This window comes from Nocardioides sp. CPCC 206348 (assembly GCF_048654705.1).
Classification (GTDB): domain Bacteria; phylum Actinomycetota; class Actinomycetes; order Propionibacteriales; family Nocardioidaceae; genus Nocardioides.
Window position 1 is genome coordinate 13,061 of the sequence record NZ_JBMCZA010000138.1, and the last position, 18,931, is coordinate 31,991.

Genomic DNA, 18,931 nt, shown 5'->3' on the forward strand with positions numbered 1-18,931 from the left:
ACCTCCCCCGCTTCGCTCCTCCGCTCAACAATCGATCGGGGACCCCGATGACGACCATCGACCTGCCGCTCCCCGGCGCCCGCACCGGCACCGAGCTGGTTCCCGCCGTCGACGAGGGCGTGACCCAGACCGCCAAGGAGTTCACCTCCGACCAGGAGGTCCGCTGGTGCCCCGGGTGCGGTGACTACGCCGTCCTCAAGGCCGTCCAGGGCTTCCTGCCCGACCTGGGCCTGCGCCGCGAGAACATCGTGTTCGTGTCCGGCATCGGCTGCTCCAGCCGGTTCCCGTACTACCTCGACACCTACGGCATGCACTCGATCCACGGCCGTGCGCCGTCGATCGCCACCGGCATCGCCACCGCCCGCGAGGACCTGTCGGTCTGGGTCGTCACCGGTGACGGTGACGCGCTCTCGATCGGTGGCAACCACCTGATCCACGCGCTGCGCCGCAACGTCAACATGACGATCCTGCTGTTCAACAACCGGATCTACGGCCTCACCAAGGGCCAGTACTCCCCCACCAGCGAGGTCGGGAAGGTCACCAAGTCGACGCCCGTCGGCTCCCTGGACCACCCGTTCAACCCGGTGTCCCTGGCCCTCGGCGCCGAGGCGTCGTTCGTCGCCCGGACCATCGATTCGGACCGCAAGCACCTCACCGCGGTGCTCGCCGCAGCTGCCGCCCACCGCGGCACGTCGTTCGTCGAGATCTACCAGAACTGCCCGATCTTCAACGACGGCGCCTTCGACGCCATCAAGGGCATGGGTGACCACAAGGGCGAGAAGGACTACGCGGTCATCCCGCTGGTCCACGGCCAGCCGATCACCTTCGGCGTCCGCGCCGAGGCCGGCCTCGGCGACAAGGCACTCGTGCGTTCGGCCTCGGGCAACGTCGAGGTCGTCGACACTAGCTCGGTGAGCGCCGACCAGGTCCTGGTCCACGACGCGCACGACCCGGACCCGTCCACGGCGTTCGCGATCAGCCGGCTCACCGCGGCCGACTACCTCAACCGCAGCCCGATCGGCATCTTCCGCCAGGTCGAGCGGCCGACGTACGACGACCAGGCTCGCGCTCAGGTCAGCGACGCGGTCAGCAAGGTCACCGGGACCGCCGAGGACCGTCTCTCCGCGCTGATCAACGCCGGCGACACCTGGACCATCGACTGATCTTCACGCGGGTGTCTCGCGCGGCGGAAGCGGGGTGCACGCCCCGCCGCGCGAGACAGTCAGGGGGTCAGGCGGACCGTTCGATGCGACCGAAGCCGCTGCGGTGGAAGACGAGGGGATGTCCCTCGGCTCCGTGCTCGGCGTGGTCGACGGCCTCCACCTTGAGCAGCACGATGACGTGGTCGCCGGCCTCCACCTCGCGGTAGAGCGAGCAGGAGAACCGGACCAGTCCCTCGTCGAGGGTGACCGCACCGTCGTCCGCCACCGTCAGGTCGATGCCGGTGAACCGGTCGGCGACCGGGCCCGACAACTGGCGACAGAGGTTGCCGTGGTGATCGGCCAGGACGGTGACACCGAAGTGCCGGGCGCGGCGCAGGTCGGGCCACGTCTTCGACGTGTGCGCCACCGACACCGAGACCAGGGGCGGGTCCAGGCTGACGGTGGTGAAGGAGCTGGCAGCCAGTCCCACGGGCACGCCGTCGACGTCGGCAGCAAGCGCGACCACTCCGGTCGGGAAGACACCGAACGCCCGACGCAGCGCGACGGGGTCGAGGTCCTGATTGGTGGCCAAGGTGCTCATCGCGATCAAAGTTAGTTGATCTGCTACAGATTGACGAGGTCGTGCGGCAGCGGTTCGGCCGAGCCCGTGGAAGGCTCCACCGATCAGCGAGCCTCGACCGGCGGAGGGGTCAGGCGGAGCGGACCGCGACGACGTCGGCGAACGCCTCGAGCGCGGAGCGCACCGAACCCTCGGGCAGCACCGAGAGGAGCTGCTTGGCCTCCTGGGCACGCGCGACGACGTACGACCGGGCTTCCTCCATTGCCGGGTGCTTGCGCAGCAGGCCCAGCGCTTCGGCGTGCAGGTCGGCGTCGCCGGCGAGGTCGGACTTCGCGGGGTCGAGCAGCTCGAGCAGGCGCGCGTCGCCCGGGTCGGTCGACGCCCGCGCCATCAGCACGGGCAGCGTCGGGACGCCCTCCTTGAGGTCGGTGCCGGGCGTCTTGCCCGACTCCTCGGTCTCGGAGGCGATGTCGAGGATGTCGTCGGAGAGCTGGAACGCCGTACCGACGAGCTCGCCGTACTCCTTCAGCGCGGACACCACGGACGGGTCGGCACCGGAGAACAGGGCGCCGTAGTGGGCGGACGTGGCGATCAGCGAACCGGTCTTGCCTGCGACGACCTCGAGGTAGTGCTGGAGGGCGTCGTCCTCGGGGCCGGGGGTCACCGTCTCGAGGATCTGGCCCTCGACGAGGCGCGTGAAGGTCTCTGCCTGGATCCGCACGGCCTCCGGGCCCAGCTGGGACGTCAGCTCGGAGGACTTGGCGAACAGGAAGTCCCCGGTCAGGATCGCGACGAGGTTGTCGTAGCGCGAGTTCGCCGAGTCGGCGCCGCGACGCAGGTCCGCCTCGTCCATGACGTCGTCGTGGTACAGCGAGCCGACGTGGGTGATCTCGACGACGCAGGCCGCCGTGAGCACCTCGGGAGCGTCCGGGCGCGGTCCGACCTCGGCCGCGAGCAGCACCAGGAGCGGGCGGAACCGCTTGCCGCCAGCCGCCAGCAGGTGGCGTGCCGCCTCCGTGACGTACGGCGCCCGGCTGGTCGCGTGACCGAAGAGGGCCTCTTCCACCGTCGCCATCCGCTCCCGGAGGCGCTCGGCGAGGGCAGTGTCGACGATCGGCAGGGCCAGTTCGGCCGGGCTCGCGGAAGCACTCACCTGATGAAGTCTCCCGCATTCGTCACCAGGTCCAGCACCGGCCCCGGCACGATGCCCAGCACGAGGGTCGCGGCCAGGCACACGATGATGGTGCCGGAGGTCAACAGCGAGGACGCGGTGACCTCTCCGGCGCCGTCAGGGTGGGTCTCGGTGAAGAACATCAGGCGGATGTGCCGGACGTAGAAGCCGACCGCGATGACGCTGGACGCGATCGCGACGAGGACGACCGGCCACGCGCCCGCCGACATGGCGGAGGTGAAGACGGCCCACTTGCCGATGAAGCCGGCGGTGAGCGGGATGCCGGCCATCGACAGCAGGAAGAACGCGAATGCTCCGGCCACGAGCGGCGAGCGACGGCCCAGGCCGGCCCACCGGTCGTAGTGGGTCGCTTCGCCACCGGCGTCGCGCACCAGCATCACGATCGCGAAGGCACCGATCATCGAGAAGCCGTACGTCGTGAGGTAGAACAGCACGCCCTCGAGGGAGGTGTACTGCCCCTTCGCCAGCTCGTCGGCCCCCTGCACACCGAGGACACCGACCAGCAGGAAGCCGGTGTGCGCGACCGAGGAGTACGCGAGCATCCGCTTCACGTCGTTCTGTACGGCGGCCAGGACCGCACCGACGAGCATCGACGCGATCGCGACGACCCACAGCATCGGCACCCAGCTCCAGCGCTCGCCACCGAAGGCGACGTACATCAGGCGCAGCAGGGCGCCGAACGCGGCGACCTTGGTGCCGGCGGCCATGAAGGCCGTGACGGCGGTCGGGGCCCCCTGGTAGACGTCGGGCGTCCACGCCTGGAAGGGTGCGGCACCGATCTTGAACAGCAGGCCCACCGCGAGCAGCGCGATGCCGGCCAGGAGCAGGCCGTGGTTCGGCCCGCCCGCGCGGACGGCTTCGTTGATGCCGGCGAAGGTCACCGACCCGGAGTAGCCGTAGACCAGCGCGGCGCCGTACAGGAAGAAGCCGGACGCGAAGGCGCCGAGCAGGAAGTACTTCATCGCCGCTTCCTGGCTGAGCAGGCGACGCCGGCGGGCGAGGCCGCACAGCAGGTACAGCGGGAGCGAGAGGACCTCGAGCGCGACGAACATCGTCAGCAGGTCACCCGACGCGGGGAACAGCAGCATGCCGCCGACCGCGAACAGCATCAGCGGGTAGACCTCGGTGTGCTCGAGGCCGCGGGTCGAGGCCTCGCGCTCGGTGTCCGTGCCGGGGAGGGCGGCCGCCTGGCCGGTGAAGGCAGAGACCCCACCCTCGAGGCGACGCTCGGCGAACAGTGCGACGCCACCGATGGCGAAGATGAGCACCAGCGCCCAGAGGTAGACAGTGGGACCGTCGACGATGACGCTGCCCTCGGCCCCGACGATGCCGCGGCCGTCACTGCCACCCGCGCCGCTGTGCTCCTGGAGGTCAGTGCCGACGACGATCGTGGAGACCAGCGCGGCGACGAGCACCGACAGGGCCAGCGTGATCTGCGGGATGCGGCGGGCGCCACGGGCGAGGAAGGCCTCGATCAGGACGCCGACGCAGGCGCCACCGAGGACCAGGAGCAGCGGGAGGAGCTCGAAGTACTCGACCTCGGGCTTGGTGAACTCCATCAGTGCGCCTCCCCTTCGGACGTGCCCTCGAACCTGAACCAGCCCTCGACGGCCGGTGGGTCGTCATGGACCCCGACCTGCTCGAGCAGGTCACCGACCATCGGGTTCGCCGCATCGAGCAGCGGCGCAGGGTAGAAGCCGAAGAACACCAGCGCCGCGATCAGCGGCGCCACCGCGACGATCTCGCGAACGCCGAGGTCCTTGGTGTCCTCGAGGTCTGCCGAGGTCGGGCCGGTCATCGTGCGCTGGTACATCCACAGCACGTAGATCGCCGACAGGACGACCGCGGTGATCGCGATCGCGCCGACGTACCAGCCGTAGTCGAAGGCAGCCAGCAGCACCAGGAACTCGCTGACGAACGGCGAGAGGCCCGGCAGGCCGAGGGTGGCAAGACCTGCGATCAGGAACAGGCCGGCCAGGATCGGGGCGACCTTCTCGATGCCGCCCATCTCGCTGATCAGCGAGGTGCCGCGACGGTCGTAGAGGTAGCCCGCGACGAGGAACAGCGCCGCCGTGCCGAGGCCGTGGTTGACCATGTAGAGGATCGCGCCCGTGCCGCCCTGCGTGCTCATCGTGAAGATGCCGAGCGTGATCAGGCCGAAGTGGCTGAGCGAGGTCAGACCGATCAGGCGGAACACGTCGTCCTGCCCGATGGCCACCAGGGCGCCGTACACGACCGAGATCAGGGCGAGGACGACGACCAGCGGGGTCGCCCACTGCGACGCCTCGGGGAAGATCCCGAGGCAGAACCGCAGCATTCCGAACGTGCCGATCTTGTCGAGGATGCAGACCAGCAGCACACCGGTGCCGGGGGTCGCCTTCTCGGTCGTGTCGGCCAGCCAGGTGTGGACGGGGAACAACGGTGCCTTGATCGCGAAGGCGATGAAGAAGCCGAAGAACAACCAGCGGCCGGCCTCGGTGTCGATGTCGAGCTTCTCGAGGTCCTTGAGGAGGTACGACGGCTCGCCCGCCTGGGCGGAGACGACGTACAGGCCGATGACCGAGGCGAGCAGGATCAGGCCGCCCGCGAGCTGGAACATCAGGAACTTGAGGGCTGCCGCGCCCCGTCCCTCGCGGCCGAATCCGCCGACCAGGAAGTAGGCCGGGATCAGGGTGGCCTCGAACACGACGTAGAACAGGAAGACGTCCGTGGCGCAGAACACCGCGAGCGACAGGCCTTCCAGCGCCAGCGCCCAGGCGACGAACGCCTTCGCACCGGCACCGTTGGCGTCGTCGGCCTTGAGCCACTCGGCACCGAGCACGACCGGCACGAGCAGCACGGTGAGCAGCACCATCAGCAGGCCGAGGCCGTCGAGCCCGAAGGCGTAGTGCACGCCGAACGCCTCGATCCAGTCGTGCACCTCCTCGAACTGGCGGCCACCGTCGACGTCGTAGTTCAGCGCGATGACCAGGCCGAGGACCAGGGTCGCGAGTGCGACGGTCAGGCCGGTGACCTTGCTGACCGCGGCGGGTAGCAGGGCGACCGCGATGGCGCCGGCAATCGGGAGCCAGACCAGCAGGCTCAGGATCGGGAAGTCGTTCACGAGTTCACCGCCACGAGGGTCAGGACGAGGATGACCGCGCCCACGAGGATGGACAGTGCGTAGGTGCGGACGTAGCCGTTCTGCAGTCGGCGGATCCACTCACCGGTTCCGGTGAGGATGGTCGAGCCGCCCGTGAAGGCGCCGTCGACGAGCGTCCGGTCACCGGCCACCAGGGCCGTGACGGTTGCCTTGCCCGGCGCGACCACCAGTCCGTCGTTGATCGCGTCGCCGTACAGGTCGGCACGGGCCGCCTTCGTGGCGAAGGAGACGTCGGCCGGCGCGGTCCGCGGGACGTCCTGCTTGCCGACGAGGAACCAGGCGAGCCCGACACCCACCGCGACCACCGCGACGGTGATCAGCGTGATCACGATGACCGGGATCGGCGGCTCGTGGTGCTCGGCGTGGCCGACGACCGGGCTGAGCCACTCGACGATCCAGTTGCTGGCGAGCATCAGGCCACCGAGGACCGACAGCGCGGCGAGGACGATCAGCGGGATCGTCATCACCTTGGGGCTCTCGTGCGGGTGCACGCCCTTCTCCCAGCGCTTGTTGGTGAAGTAGGTCATCAGCATCAGGCGGGTCATGTAGAAGCCCGTGATGCCGGCACCCAGCAGGGCGCAGATGCCGACGACCGGGTTCTCGATCAGGGCGACCTCGATGATCTTGTCCTTGGACCAGAAGCCCGAGAACGGCGGGAAGCCGATGATCGCGAGGTAACCCATGGCGAAGGTCAGGAAGGTGACGGGGAGCAGCTTGTTCAGGGCGCCGTAGTGGCGCATGTCCACGTCGTCGTCCATCGCGTGCATCACCGAGCCGGCACCGAGGAACATGTTGGCCTTGAAGAAGCCGTGCGTGAGCAGGTGGAAGATCGCGAACGCGTAGCCCGCGACACCGAGGCCGGCGCCGAGCATCATGTAGCCGATCTGGCTCATCGTGGAACCGGCCAGGGCCTTCTTGATGTCGTCCTTCGCGCAACCGATGATCGCACCCCACAGGAGCGTCACCGTGGCCACGATGACCACCGCGGTCTGGGCGTTCGGCGCGAGCTCGAAGATGAAGTTGGAGCGGACCACGAGGTAGACACCGGCCGTGACCATGGTCGCTGCGTGGATCAGGGCCGAGACCGGGGTCGGGCCCTCCATCGCGTCGAGCAGCCAGGCCTGCAGCGGCACCTGCGCGGACTTGCCGCAGGCACCGACCAGCAGCAGCACGCCGATCCAGGTCAGCGTGGTCTCGCTGGCACCACCGGCGAGTGCACTGACGCCACTGAAGCTCGTCGTACCGAAGGTCACGAACATCAAGAAGATCGCCAGGCCCAGGCCCATGTCGCCGACCCGGTTGATGACGAACGCCTTCTTGGCCGCCGCCGCGGCGGACGGCTTGTGCTGCCAGAACCCGATCAGGAGGTACGACGCCAGGCCGACGCCTTCCCAGCCGAGGAACAGTCCGACGTAGTTCTCCGCGAGGACCAGCATCAGCATCGCGGCGACGAACAGGTTGAGGTAGGCGAAGAAGCGCGACCGGCGCGGGTCGTGCTCCATGTAACCGACGGAGTACAGGTGGATCAGCGCACCGACGCCCGTGATGAGCAGCAGGAACAGCGAGGACAGCGGGTCGTAGAGCAGGTCGAGCCCGACGTCGAGGTGGCCCGCCTCGATCCACGTCCACAGGTGCTTCGCGACCTGGCGATCACCTTCGTCGCGGCCGAGCAGCTGCAGGAACATCACCAGGCTGAGCACGAAGGAGCCGGTGATCGTCGCCAGCCCGATCCAGTGGCCGTAGGCCTTGGTCCGCCGGTTGCCGAGCAGCAGGAGCACGGCGGCGCCGAACAGCGGCAGCGCGATGATCAGCCACAGCAGGTTGAAGATGCCGTCGGCCTCGCTGGGTGCGACGACGGGGATGTGGGTCTCGCTGGAAGCGAGCGCGACAGCAGAGAGTGCATTCATGGTCCGGTCCTCAGAACTTCAGCAGGCTCGCGTCGTCGACCGAGGCCGAGCGACGGGTCCGGAAGATGGTCATGATGATCGCGAGTCCGACGACGACCTCGGCCGCAGCCACCACCATCACGAAGAAGGCCGCGATCTGGCCGTCGAGGTTGCCGTGCTGGCGAGCGAACGCCACGAAGGCCAGGTTGCACGCGTTGAGCATCAGCTCGACGCACATGAACACCACGATCGCGTTGCGGCGGGTCAGCACCCCGATCGATCCGATCGTGAACAGGATCGCCGACAGGACGACGTACTCGGTCACTTCGGGTCCTCCTCGGTGGACGCCGCCGCGCCGGTCCTGCCCGCCACTTCGGGCGCTTGCGTCGGGTCGCCCCCGATCTGGGCCTGCATCTTGTCGATGTCGCGCAGGCCGGCGGGCCGCATCGTGCCGCGGGCCGCGAGGACCCGGGACACCGACGCCGCGGCCGGGCTGCCGTCAGGCAGCAGGGCCGGGGTGTCGACGGCGTTGTGCCGTGCGTAGACGCCCGGTGGGGGCAGCGGTCCGAGGTGCGCGCCGGTCTCTGCGTAGGCCCGGATCCGGGCGGCGGCGATGTCGGCCTGGGTACGACGCGGGGTGAGCCGCTCGCGGTGCGCGAGCACCATGGCGCCGACCGCGGCCGTGATCAGCAGCGCGCTGGTGGTCTCGAACACGAAGACGTAGCGCGAGAAGAGCAGGTTGGCGAGCGCCTGGACGTTGCCGCCCTCGTTCGCCCCATCAGGACCGTCGAGCCCGACCGCCGTACCGAAGGTGAGCTGGGTCAGGCCGACGACCATGATCACGGCGAACGCCAGGCCGACGAACCAGGACAACGCCCGCTGGCCCTTGATCGTCTCGACCAGGGAGTCGGAGGCGTCGACGCCGACCAGCATGAGCACGAAGAGGAACAGCATCAGGATCGCGCCGGTGTAGACGATGATCTGCACCGCGAAGAGGAACGGTGCCTCCAGGACGGCGTAGAGCACGGCCAGGCTGATCATCACGACCGCCAGCAGCAGCGCGGCGTGCACTGCCTTGCGGACGAACAGCAGGCCGAGCGCGGCCAGCACCATGATCGGGGCGAGCACCCAGAACGCGGTCATGCCTGGCCCCCTGCGTTGCCGTCCGTCGCCGGCACCGCCGGCACCGGGATCGGGGCCGCGAAGTCCCCGCGGTAGTAGGCCAGGTCGTCCTTGCCGAGCTGCATCTCGTGCGGCGGCTGCTGCATTCCGGGCAGCAGCGGGGCCAGCAGGTCGGACTTCTCGTAGATCAGGTCCGCCCGGTTGTCGTCGGCCAGTTCGTACTCGTTGGTCATCGTGAGCGCCCGGGTCGGGCAGGCCTCGATGCACAGGCCGCAGAGGATGCAGCGCAGGTAGTTGATCTGGTAGACGCGGCCGTAGCGCTCGCCGGCCGAGAACCGTGCCGACTCCTCGCCCTCACCGTCGACGTTCTCGGCACCCTCGACGTAGATCGCGTCCGCGGGACAGGCCCACGCACAGAGCTCGCACCCGATGCACTTCTCGAGACCGTCGGGCCAGCGGTTGAGCTGGTGGCGGCCGTGGAACCGGGGCGCCGTGGGGAACTTCTCCTTGGGGTACTGCTCGGTGACGACCTTGCGGAACATCGTCCGGAAGGTCACTCCGAACCCGGCGACCGGGTCCCAGAGCTGTTCCTTGAGCGTGGGGCCGTTCTGCCCCGAGTGGTCAGCCATGGGGTACCCCTGCATCCATTGGATTGTCGGCGGTGCGCGTGTCGGTGTGGACGTCGGACCGGAAGGTCAGCGGCGCTGCTGCGCCCTGGACGGCTCCACCGGCCGGCATCGGCGGCACCGGGTAGCCCCCGGGCCGTGGAGTCGTGACGGACACGATCGAGGAGTCGTCCTTGCCCTCGGGAATCAGGAACGTCAGCAGCATGACCACCAGGACCACGCCGATCGCGATCATCCAGAACTGCGGGTTGGCGCTGAAGCCGCCGTCGAAGACACCCTCGTTGCGGGCCACGCGCATGGTGGCGACCGCGATGATCCAGACCAGCGCGATCGGGATCAGCCGCTTCCAGCCGAAGGCCATGAACTGGTCGTAGCGCAACCGCGGGAGCGAGCCACGCAGCCAGATGAACACGAAGATGAAGAAGAAGACCTTGCCGAAGAACCACAGCACCGGCCAGTAGCCCTCGTTCGCGCCCGCCCAGACCTCGTCGATCCAGAACGGAGCGTGCCAGCCGCCGAGGAACAGCGTGGTGGCCAGGGCCGAGACGGTCGCCATGTTGATGTACTCGGCGAGGAAGAACAGGGCGAACTTCAGGCTGGAGTACTCGGTGTGGAAGCCGCCGACCAGCTCGCCCTCGGCCTCGGGGAGGTCGAACGGCGCGCGGTTGGTCTCGCCGACCATCGCGATCGCGTAGATCACGAACGACGGCAGCAGGATCAGGCCGAACCAGACGTCGTCCTGCGCAGCGACGATCTCGCTCGTCGACATCGAGCCGGCGTACATGAAGACCGCGACGAGCGCGAGGCCCATGGCGACTTCGTAGGAGATCATCTGCGCGCTCGAGCGCAGCCCGCCCAGCAGGGAGTACGTCGACCCGCTGGACCAGCCGCCGAGGACGATGCCGTAGATCCCGATCGAGGCGATCGCCATCGCGAAGAGCACGGCGACGGGCATGTCGGTGAGCTGGAGCGGGGTCCGCTCACCGAAGAAGCCCACCTCGGGGCCGAAGGGGATGACCGCGAAGGTGACGAACGCCGGCACCACGCAGATCACCGGCGCGAGCACGAAGACCACCTTGTCGGCGGCCTTCGGGATCAGGTCCTCCTTGAACGCCAGCTTCACGCCGTCGGCCAGGGACTGCAGGAGGCCGAAGGGGCCGTGCACGTTGGGGCCGATCCGGTGCTGCATCCGGGCCACGACCCGGCGCTCCAGCCAGATGTTGAACAGGGTCAGGAGCACCAGCACCAGGAAGACCAGCAGGGTCTTGATGCCGACGACCCACCAGACGTCCTTGCCGAACGCACCGAGTCCGGTGTTCATGCCGCACCTCCCGTGATCGTGACTGCCGTGCCCGGCGAGGCGAGGTCAGCGAGCACGCCGTTCCCGACCGAGTTCGCCGGCACCCAGACCACGCCGTCGACCAGGTCGTCGGAGATCTCGGCCGGCAGGGTCACCGATCCGCGGTCGCCGGTCAGCGTGACGGTCGGACCGTGGGCGTCGTAGGTCTCCCGGGTCACCAGCGCCACCGGCGTGCGTGCGGTCGCCTTGAGGTACTTGTCGCCGTCCTGCAGCGAGCCGTTGTCGAGCAGCTGCTTCCAGGTGGCCAGCGCGACGGTGACGCCGGCGCGAGCGGGCTTCTTCGCGGGCTTCTTCGCGGCCTTCTTCGCCGGGAGCACCAGCGCGGGGCGGGCGCCGTCCCACGGTCCGAGCTGCGACATCTCGGCGCGAGCCTCGTCGACGGTGCGGAAGCCGAGCGGGCTCCCCTGGCCGAGCTGGGCCAGCTCCTCGGCGACACCGGCGAGCGCCCGCAGTTCGGGCAGCGAGGCCGGGTTGCGCAGGGCGGCCTCCCAGGGCCGCACCCGCCCTTCCCAGTTGACGAAGGTGCCGGACTTGTCGGTGGTCGGGGCGACCGGGAACACCACGTCGGCGGCGGCGGTCACCTCGGTGCTGCGCAGGTCGAACGCGACCACGAAGCCGGCCGCTGCGATCGCGGCACGCGTGGCGGCAGGATCGGCGGTGTCGTCGGGGTCGACGCCGGCGATCACGAGTCCGTTGAGGCCACCGGCACCCAGCGCAGCGACGATGCCGTCCGCGTCGCGTCCAGCGGTCTCGGGCAGCGAATCGACGCCCCAGGCCGCAGCGACGTCGATCCGCGCATCCGCCTCGGCCACCGGGCGTCCACCCGGAAGCAGGTTCGGCAGGCAACCGGCTTCGACGGCACCGCGGTCACCTGCACGGCGCGGCACCCAGGCCAGGCGCGCACCGCTGGAGGCGGCGACATCAGCCGCCGCGGCCAGGGCACCGGGGATGGTGGCGAGGCGCTCGCCGACGAGCAGCACGCTGCCCGCGTCGAGCTCGCCGGCCAGGGCATCGAGGCCGGCGGCCTCGTCGCCGGGAACGGTCGGGATGACCCGGGCGGAGAGCTTCGCCAGCCCGCGGGTCGTGTACGGCGCCAGGCTGACCACCTCGGTGCCGCCGGCCAGGACCGACTTGCGCAGGCGCAGGAAGATCGCGCCGGCCTCGTCCTCGGGCTCCAGGCCCACGAGGACCACCTTCGCGGCGGACTCCAGGTCGTCGTACGTCACTCCCCCGGAACCGGGGCCGGTCAGCGCCACCGACGAGGCGAGGAAGGAGGCTTCCTCAGCGGAGAGGGGGCGCGCACGGAAGTCGATGTCGTTCGTGCCGAGGGCAACCCGGGCGAACTTGCTGTAGGCGTAGGCGTCCTCGACGGACAACCGACCACCGGTGAGCACGCCGACGCCGCCGGCCTGCTTCGCCGCAGCCAGGCCGCGCGCAGCAACGGCGAACGCCTCGGGCCACGACGCCGGACGGAGACTGCCGTCGTCGTCGCGCACCTGCGGGTAGGTGAGGCGGTCGTCGGACTGCGCGTAGGCGAACGCGAAGCGGTCCTTGTCGGTGATCCACTCCTCGTTGACGGCCGGGTCGTTGCCGGACTGGCGGCGGAGCACCTTGCCGCGACGGTGGTCGATCCGGATCGCCGAGCCGCACGCGTCGTGCTCGGCCACACCGGGCGTCGAGACGAGGTCGAACGGACGGGACCGGAAGCGGTACTGCTCGGAGGTGAGCGCACCCACCGGGCAGATCTGGATCACGTTGCCCGAGAAGTACGACAGGAACGGGGCGTCCTCGGCGATGCCGATCTGCTGCTGCGCACCGCGCTCGAGGAGCTCGATGAACGGGTCACCGGCGATCTCGTCGGCGAAGCGCGTGCAGCGCTGGCACACGATGCAGCGCTCGCGGTCCAGCAGGACCGTCGGCGACAGGTTGATCGGCTTCGGGAAGGTCCGCTTCACGCCGCGGTTGCGGTCGTCGGAGAAGCGCGACTCTCCCTGCCCGTTGGACATCGCCTGGTTCTGCAGGGGGCACTCGCCGCCCTTGTCGCAGACGGGGCAGTCCAGCGGGTGGTTGATCAGCAGCAGCTCCATGACACCGCGCTGCGCCTTGTCGGCGACGGGGCTGGACTCCTGGGTGCTGACGACCATGCCCTCGGCCACCGGGAGCGTGCAGGACGCCTGCGGCTTGGGGAATCCCCGGCCGTTGCCGGCATCGGGTACGTCGACCAGGCACTGCCGGCACGCACCGGCGGGCGCGAGCAGGGGGTGGTCGCAGAACCGCGGGATCTGCACGCCGATCTGCTCCGCGGCACGGATGACCAGGGTGTCCTTGGGGACGCTGACCTGGACGCCGTCGATCGTGACGGTGACCAGGTCGGTCTTCTCGATCTCGTTCGTGGTCATGCGCTGACCTCCGTCCCGGCCCAGGCAGTCGACCGGGCCGCGTCGAAAGGACACCCGCCGTGCGACAGGTGGGCGAGGTACTCCTCGCGGAAGTGCGCGATGGAGCTGGAGATCGGACTGGTCGCACCGTCACCGAGGGCGCAGAACGAGCGGCCCAGGATGTTGTCGCACTGGTCGAGCAGCTGGTCGAGGTCCGCCTCCGAGCCCTGGCCGTTCTCGAGGCGCGTGAGCGCCTGGACCAGCCACCAGGTGCCCTCGCGGCACGGGGTGCACTTGCCGCAGGACTCGTGCTTGTAGAACTCCGTCCAGCGCAGCACGGCCCGCACGACGCAGACGGTCTCGTCGAAGATCTGCAGGGCGCGCGTGCCGAGCATGGAGCCGACCGCGCCGACGCCCTCGAAGTCGAGCGCGATGTCGAGGTGCTCGGCGGTCAGCAACGGTGTGCTGGAGCCACCGGGCGTCCAGAACTTCAGCTCGTGGCCGTTGCGGATGCCGCCGGCGAGCTCGAGCAGCTCGCGCAGCGTGATGCCGAGCGGGGCTTCGTACTGGCCGGGCTTCTCGACGTGGCCCGAGAGCGAGAAGATGCCGTGGCCCTTGGACTTCTCGGTGCCCATCGATGAGAACCAGGTCGCGCCGTTCTTGATGATGGCGGGCACCGACGCGATGGACTCGACGTTGTTGATGACGGTCGGGCTGGCGTAGAGGCCGGCGACCGCGGGGAACGGCGGGCGCAGCCGCGGCTGGCCGCGACGGCCTTCGAGGCCCTCGAGCAGCGCGGTCTCCTCGCCACAGATGTAGGCGCCCGCGCCGGCGTGGACGACGATGTCGAGGTCGTAGCCGGAACCGTGGATGTCCTTGCCGAGGTGGCCGGCGGCGTACGCCTCCTCGACGGCCGCCTGCACCCGACGGATGACGTGCAGGACCTCACCGCGGATGTAGATGAAGGCCTTGTTCGCGCGGATGGCGTAGGAGCTGATGATGACGCCCTCGACGAGGACGTGGGGGTTGCCCATCATCAACGGGATGTCCTTGCAGGTCCCCGGCTCCGACTCGTCCGCGTTGACGACGAGGTACTTGGGCCGCGGGTTGTCCTGCGGGATGAACGACCACTTCATCCCGGTCGGGAACCCGGCACCACCGCGGCCCCGCAGGCCGCTGTCCTTGACGGCGGTGATGACGTCGTCCTGGCTCATGCCGAACGCGACGTCGAGGGCGGCGTACCCGCCCTTCGACGCGTACGGCGCCAGCTTCCAGCCCTGCTCGACGTCCCACATGTCGGTGAGGACCGGGGTCAACATGTCGCTCACTTGCCCGACTCCTTGGCTTCGACCGCAGGAGTCGTGGGTGCGTCGGGAGCCGTCCAGCCGCGCTCGCGCGCGATCTTGAGGCCCGCGAGGCTGGCAGGTCCGGCCGTAGGGCCCTCGTCGACCCGACCGTCGGGGAAGCCGGCGAGCACGCGCTCGGCCTCGCGCCAGCTGCAGAGCTTCGGGCCGCGGGTCGAGGCCACGTCGTGGCCGGCGCGCAGCGACTCGACCAGCTGGACCGCGGAATCGGGCGTCTGGTTGTCCATGAACTCCCAGTTGACCATCATCACCGGCGCGAAGTCGCACGCCGCGTTGCACTCGATGTGCTCGAGGCTGACGGTCTTCGAGTCACCCTGCCGTTGTACGGCGACCTCGTCGTTGCCGATGTCGAGGTGGTCCTTGAGACGGGCGAAGATCTCGTCGCCACCCATCACCGCGCAGAGCGTGTTGGTGCACACCCCGACGTGGTAGTCGCCGACGCCGTGACGCTTGTACATCGTGTAGAAGGTCGCGACTCCGCTGACCTCGGCGGCACTGATGTCGAGGACCGCGGCGCAGGCCTCGATCCCCTCCGGCGTGACCCGGCCCTGCACCGACTGCACGAGGTGCAGCATCGGGAGCAGGCCGGAGCGCGGCTCGGGGTAGCGCTCGGAGATCTCGCGGAGCTCGGCGAGCGTCTTCTCGTCGATCGGTGGGGTGCTCATCTGTCCACGCCTCCCATGACGGGGTCGATGCTGGCGATCGCGACGATGACGTCAGCGATCTGGCCGCCTTCGCTCATCACGCCCATCGCCTGGAGATTGTTGAACGAGGGATCGCGGAAGTGCGCGCGGAACGGTCGTGTGCCGCCGTCGGACACGACGTGCGCCCCGAGCTCGCCGCGGGGCGACTCGACCGGCACGTACGCCTGCCCGGCCGGCACCCGGAAGCCCTCGGTGACGAGCTTGAAGTGGTGGATCAGCGCTTCCATCGACTCACCCATGATGTGGCGGATGTGGTCGAGGCTGTTGCCCATGCCGTCGCTGCCGATGGACAGCTGGCTGGGCCAGGCGATCTTCTTGTCGCCGACCATCACCGGCGCGCCCTCAAGCTTCGCGAGGCGGTCGGCGGCCTGCTCGATGATCCGCAGCGACTCCCACATCTCGTTGAGGCGTACGCGGAACCGGCCGTAGGAGTCAGCGGTGTCCCACGTCTGCACGTCGAAGTCGTAGGTCTCGTAGCCGCTGTACGGCTGGGCCTTGCGCAGGTCGAAGCCGTAGCCGGTGCTGCGCAGGACCGGGCCGGTGAGGCCGAGCGCCATGCAGCCCTCGAGGTCCAGGTGGCCGACGTCGACGAGGCGGGCCTTGAAGATCGGGTTCGCGTTGCAGAGCGCGGCGTACTCGGGAAGGCGCTTCTTCATCAGGGCGACGAAGGAGCGGATGTCGTCGAGGGCACCGGGCGGCAGGTCCTGGGCGACACCGCCGGGACGGATGAACGCGTGGTTCATGCGCAGGCCGGTGATCAGCTCGAACAGGTCCAGGACCAGCTCCCGCTCGCGGAAGCCGATGGTCATCACGGTCAGCGCGCCGATCTCCATGCCACCGGTCGCGATGCAGACCAGGTGGGACGAGATCCGGTTGAGCTCCATGAGCAGGACCCGCATGATCTGGGCCTTCTCGGGGATGTCGTCCTCGATGTCGAGCAGCCGCTCGACGCCCAGGACGTACGTCATCTCGTTGTAGAACGGCGAGAGGTAGTCCATCCGGGTGCAGAACGTGACGCCCTGCACCCAGGAGCGGTACTCCATGTTCTTCTCGATGCCGGTGTGGAGGTAGCCGATGCCACAGCGGGCCTCGGTGACCGTCTCGCCCTCGATCTCCAGGATCAGCCGGAGCACGCCGTGGGTGGACGGGTGCTGCGGGCCCATGTTGACGACGACCCGCTCCGCGGCGTCGCCCTCGCCCAGGCCCGAGGCGATCTCGCTCCAGTCCTGGCCGGTGACGGTGAAGACCTTGCCGTCGCCGGTCTCGCCGGTGCCGGCGTAGAAGTCCTGATCGGTGGTCATGAGTAGCTCCTGCGCTGGTCCGGCGGCGGGATGCTGGCGCCCTTGTACTCGACAGGGATGCCGCCGAGCGGGTAGTCCTTGCGCTGCGGGTGGCCCGGCCAGTCGTCGGGCATCAGGATCCGCGTCAGTGCCGGGTGTCCGTCGAAGACGATCCCGAACATGTCCCACGTCTCTCGCTCGTGCCAGTCGGCCGCGGGGTAGAGCGGGACCAGGCTCGGGACATGGGCGTCGCCGTCGGGCGCGCTGACCTCGACGCGGATCCGGCGGTTCCACGTGTAGGACATGAAGTGGTAGACGGCGTGCAGCTCGCGCCCGGTGTCACCGGGGTAGTGCACCGCGCTGACGCCGGAGAGGAACTCGAAGCGCAGCGCCGGGTCGTCGCGCACCAGCTTCGCGACCGCGAGCAGGTTGTCGCGGTGGACGTGGAAGGTGATCTCGCCGCGGTGGATGACGACGCTCTCGATGAGTGCGTCGAGCTTGTCGGCCACCGTGTCGAACCAGCCACCGAAGGGCCGCTGCGCGGCCGTCGGGAGTACGACGGGGGCGACCAGGCCACCGAAGCCGCTGGTGTCGCCGCTGCCGCGGACACCGAACATGCCGTGGCGCTCTCCGACCGCGCGGACCTCGACCGGGGCGGCCTCGTCGGGCTTCGCCGGGACGTTCTCGTCGGTCACCGGAGCATTCCCCTCATGTCACCGGTCGGCACTGCCACGAGTCCCTCGGCCTCCATCTCGCGGATCTGGGCCAGGCGGTTCGCGCCGAGAGGCGTGGCCTGGACCTTGTCGTGCAGCTTGAGGATCGCGTCGATCAGCATCTCCGGGCGCGGCGGGCACCCGGGGAGGTACATGTCGACGGGCACGACGTGGTCGACGCCCTGGACGATCGCGTAGTTGTTGAACATGCCGCCGCTGCTGGCGCACACGCCCATGGCGAGGACCCACTTGGGCTCGGCCATCTGGTCGTAGATCTGGCGCAGGACGGGCGCCATCTTCTGGCTCACCCGACCGGCCACGATCATCAGGTCGGCCTGGCGCGGGCTGGCGCGGAAGACCTCCATGCCGAACCGGGCGAGGTCGTACTTCGGGCCGCCCGAGGTCATCATCTCGATGGCACAGCAGGCCAGGCCGAAGGTCGCGGGCCAGAAGCTGGCCTTGCGCATGTAGCCGGCCAGTCCCTCGACCGTGGTCAACAGAACCCCGCTCGGGAGCTTCTCCTCAACACCCATGGGTCAGTCCCAATCCAATCCGCCGCGGCGCCAGACGTATGCGTAGGCCACGAAGACCGTGGCGATGAACAGGACCATCTCGACCAGGCCGAACCACGCCATGGCGTCCAGGTGCAGGGCCCACGGGTAGAGGAAGATGATCTCGATGTCGAAGACGATGAAGAGCATCGCGGTGATGTAGTACTTCACCGGGAAGCGGCCGCTGAGCGCCTGCGGCGTCGGCTCGATGCCGCATTCGTAGGAGTCGAGCTTCGCGCGGTTGTAGCGGCGCGGCCCGACGAGGGTGCTCATCGCCACGGACCCGACCGCGAACAGCGCGGCGAGTGCGGCAAGGACCAGAACCGGTGTGTAGAGCTCCATGAGCCTCCCTCTCGTGACCTTGTGAACAGAATCACTAGTGGTGTGGCCCACATCCTGCCACTCCATCGAAGGGTCGCGACAGGGGGGTCGGTCAACCCGAAAGCAGTGCCTGACCTGCGGATTTAGGGCACGGAGGGCTTGGCAAAATCTTGGCCCCGTCGGGTGCCTTCGGCGCCTCCCGGCCCGCCATCGCTGGCTTACGAGCGGGGCCCCGCCGTCGGCGCCCGATGCACTGGGGGAAGGGAGATGCCGCTCAGGCGCCGACGACGGCACCCCGAAGCGCCAGCGAGGGGCAGCCGTCCGACACCGAAGTCACCCGCCCGTGCGCGACCGTGCGCGGACGTCAGGAGCTGGTCGGGTCGAGCCGCGGGAGCCATTCGTCGGGGAAGAGCTGCCGCGGGACGGCCGTGGGTCGCCGGGTGAGCGTGTCGCGGAAGGCCACCACGGCGGCACCCACCCGCGGGCGAGCCAGACGGCTCCAGGGCAGCTGCACGTCTGCAGCGGCGGAGACCAGGCGCAGGCCGTCGTCCGTCGCCTCGGCGGAGGCCT

Annotated in this window: 18 protein-coding genes; 1 reads left to right on the forward strand and 17 read right to left on the reverse strand. The window is 69.2% G+C overall.

All coding sequences use genetic code 11. The features are described from left to right. Window positions 1-47: 47 nt before the first annotated feature. The gene (locus ACOADB_RS08930) at window positions 48-1,163 is read left to right on the forward strand and encodes a 2-oxoacid:ferredoxin oxidoreductase subunit beta (RefSeq protein ID WP_378597608.1); all 1,116 of its coding nucleotides are present in this window, start codon (window positions 48-50) and stop codon (window positions 1,161-1,163) included. 67 nt (window positions 1,164-1,230) lie between these two features. On the opposite strand, the gene ACOADB_RS08935 is transcribed toward ACOADB_RS08930, so the two are convergent. The 17 genes from ACOADB_RS08935 to ACOADB_RS09015 all read right to left on the reverse strand — a co-directional run. Beyond that, the gene (locus ACOADB_RS08935) at window positions 1,231-1,743 is read right to left on the reverse strand and encodes a flavin reductase family protein (RefSeq protein ID WP_378597609.1); all 513 of its coding nucleotides are present in this window, start codon (window positions 1,741-1,743) and stop codon (window positions 1,231-1,233) included. 109 nt (window positions 1,744-1,852) lie between these two features. Continuing rightward, window positions 1,853-2,875, reverse strand: coding sequence for a polyprenyl synthetase family protein (locus ACOADB_RS08940; protein ID WP_378597610.1), 1,023 nt, complete (start codon window positions 2,873-2,875; stop codon window positions 1,853-1,855). Next, entirely contained in the window at window positions 2,872-4,473 is a 1,602-nt protein-coding gene (gene nuoN / locus ACOADB_RS08945) for an NADH-quinone oxidoreductase subunit NuoN (RefSeq protein WP_378597611.1), read from the reverse strand. Before nuoN ends, ACOADB_RS08940 begins: the two co-directional genes overlap by 4 nt. Further along, window positions 4,473-6,017 (reverse strand): NADH-quinone oxidoreductase subunit M, encoded by a 1,545-nt coding sequence (locus tag ACOADB_RS08950; protein WP_378597612.1) that lies wholly within the window; start codon window positions 6,015-6,017, stop codon window positions 4,473-4,475. The genes nuoN and ACOADB_RS08950 overlap by 1 nt, the downstream gene beginning before the upstream one ends. Continuing rightward, window positions 6,014-7,963, reverse strand: a complete 1,950-nt coding sequence (gene nuoL, locus ACOADB_RS08955; protein WP_378597613.1) for an NADH-quinone oxidoreductase subunit L — start codon at window positions 7,961-7,963, stop codon at window positions 6,014-6,016. The genes ACOADB_RS08950 and nuoL overlap by 4 nt, the downstream gene beginning before the upstream one ends. A gap of 10 nt (window positions 7,964-7,973) precedes the next feature. Then, a complete protein-coding gene (gene nuoK / locus ACOADB_RS08960) occupies window positions 7,974-8,267 on the reverse strand; it encodes an NADH-quinone oxidoreductase subunit NuoK (RefSeq protein ID WP_141800503.1) in 294 nt (97 codons plus the stop codon). Next, entirely contained in the window at window positions 8,264-9,085 is an 822-nt protein-coding gene (locus ACOADB_RS08965; RefSeq protein WP_378597614.1) for an NADH-quinone oxidoreductase subunit J, read from the reverse strand. The genes nuoK and ACOADB_RS08965 overlap by 4 nt, the downstream gene beginning before the upstream one ends. Beyond that, the gene (gene nuoI, locus ACOADB_RS08970) at window positions 9,082-9,693 is read right to left on the reverse strand and encodes an NADH-quinone oxidoreductase subunit NuoI (RefSeq protein WP_378597615.1); all 612 of its coding nucleotides are present in this window, start codon (window positions 9,691-9,693) and stop codon (window positions 9,082-9,084) included. The genes ACOADB_RS08965 and nuoI overlap by 4 nt, the downstream gene beginning before the upstream one ends. After that, window positions 9,686-11,011 (reverse strand): NADH-quinone oxidoreductase subunit NuoH, encoded by a 1,326-nt coding sequence (nuoH, locus tag ACOADB_RS08975; RefSeq protein WP_378597616.1) that lies wholly within the window; start codon window positions 11,009-11,011, stop codon window positions 9,686-9,688. The genes nuoI and nuoH overlap by 8 nt, the downstream gene beginning before the upstream one ends. Further along, a complete protein-coding gene (locus tag ACOADB_RS08980) occupies window positions 11,008-13,449 on the reverse strand; it encodes an NADH-quinone oxidoreductase subunit G (protein ID WP_378597617.1) in 2,442 nt (813 codons plus the stop codon). Before ACOADB_RS08980 ends, nuoH begins: the two co-directional genes overlap by 4 nt. Beyond that, entirely contained in the window at window positions 13,446-14,747 is a 1,302-nt protein-coding gene (nuoF, locus tag ACOADB_RS08985) for an NADH-quinone oxidoreductase subunit NuoF (protein WP_378597624.1), read from the reverse strand. Before nuoF ends, ACOADB_RS08980 begins: the two co-directional genes overlap by 4 nt. Before the next feature lie 5 nt (window positions 14,748-14,752). After that, window positions 14,753-15,457 (reverse strand): NADH-quinone oxidoreductase subunit NuoE, encoded by a 705-nt coding sequence (gene nuoE / locus ACOADB_RS08990; RefSeq protein ID WP_378597618.1) that lies wholly within the window; start codon window positions 15,455-15,457, stop codon window positions 14,753-14,755. Further along, a complete protein-coding gene (locus ACOADB_RS08995) occupies window positions 15,454-16,797 on the reverse strand; it encodes an NADH-quinone oxidoreductase subunit D (RefSeq protein ID WP_378597619.1) in 1,344 nt (447 codons plus the stop codon). Before ACOADB_RS08995 ends, nuoE begins: the two co-directional genes overlap by 4 nt. Next, window positions 16,794-17,471 (reverse strand): NADH-quinone oxidoreductase subunit C, encoded by a 678-nt coding sequence (locus ACOADB_RS09000; protein WP_378597620.1) that lies wholly within the window; start codon window positions 17,469-17,471, stop codon window positions 16,794-16,796. Before ACOADB_RS09000 ends, ACOADB_RS08995 begins: the two co-directional genes overlap by 4 nt. Continuing rightward, complete coding sequence (locus ACOADB_RS09005; protein WP_378597621.1) at window positions 17,468-18,022, reverse strand: NuoB/complex I 20 kDa subunit family protein; 555 nt, start codon at window positions 18,020-18,022, stop codon at window positions 17,468-17,470. The genes ACOADB_RS09000 and ACOADB_RS09005 overlap by 4 nt, the downstream gene beginning before the upstream one ends. Before the next feature lie 3 nt (window positions 18,023-18,025). Beyond that, window positions 18,026-18,382, reverse strand: a complete 357-nt coding sequence (locus ACOADB_RS09010; protein WP_378597622.1) for an NADH-quinone oxidoreductase subunit A — start codon at window positions 18,380-18,382, stop codon at window positions 18,026-18,028. Window positions 18,383-18,725: 343 nt separating this feature from the next. Further along, on the reverse strand, window positions 18,726-18,931 hold a 206-nt coding region (locus ACOADB_RS09015), incomplete at its 5' end, for a hypothetical protein (RefSeq protein WP_378597623.1).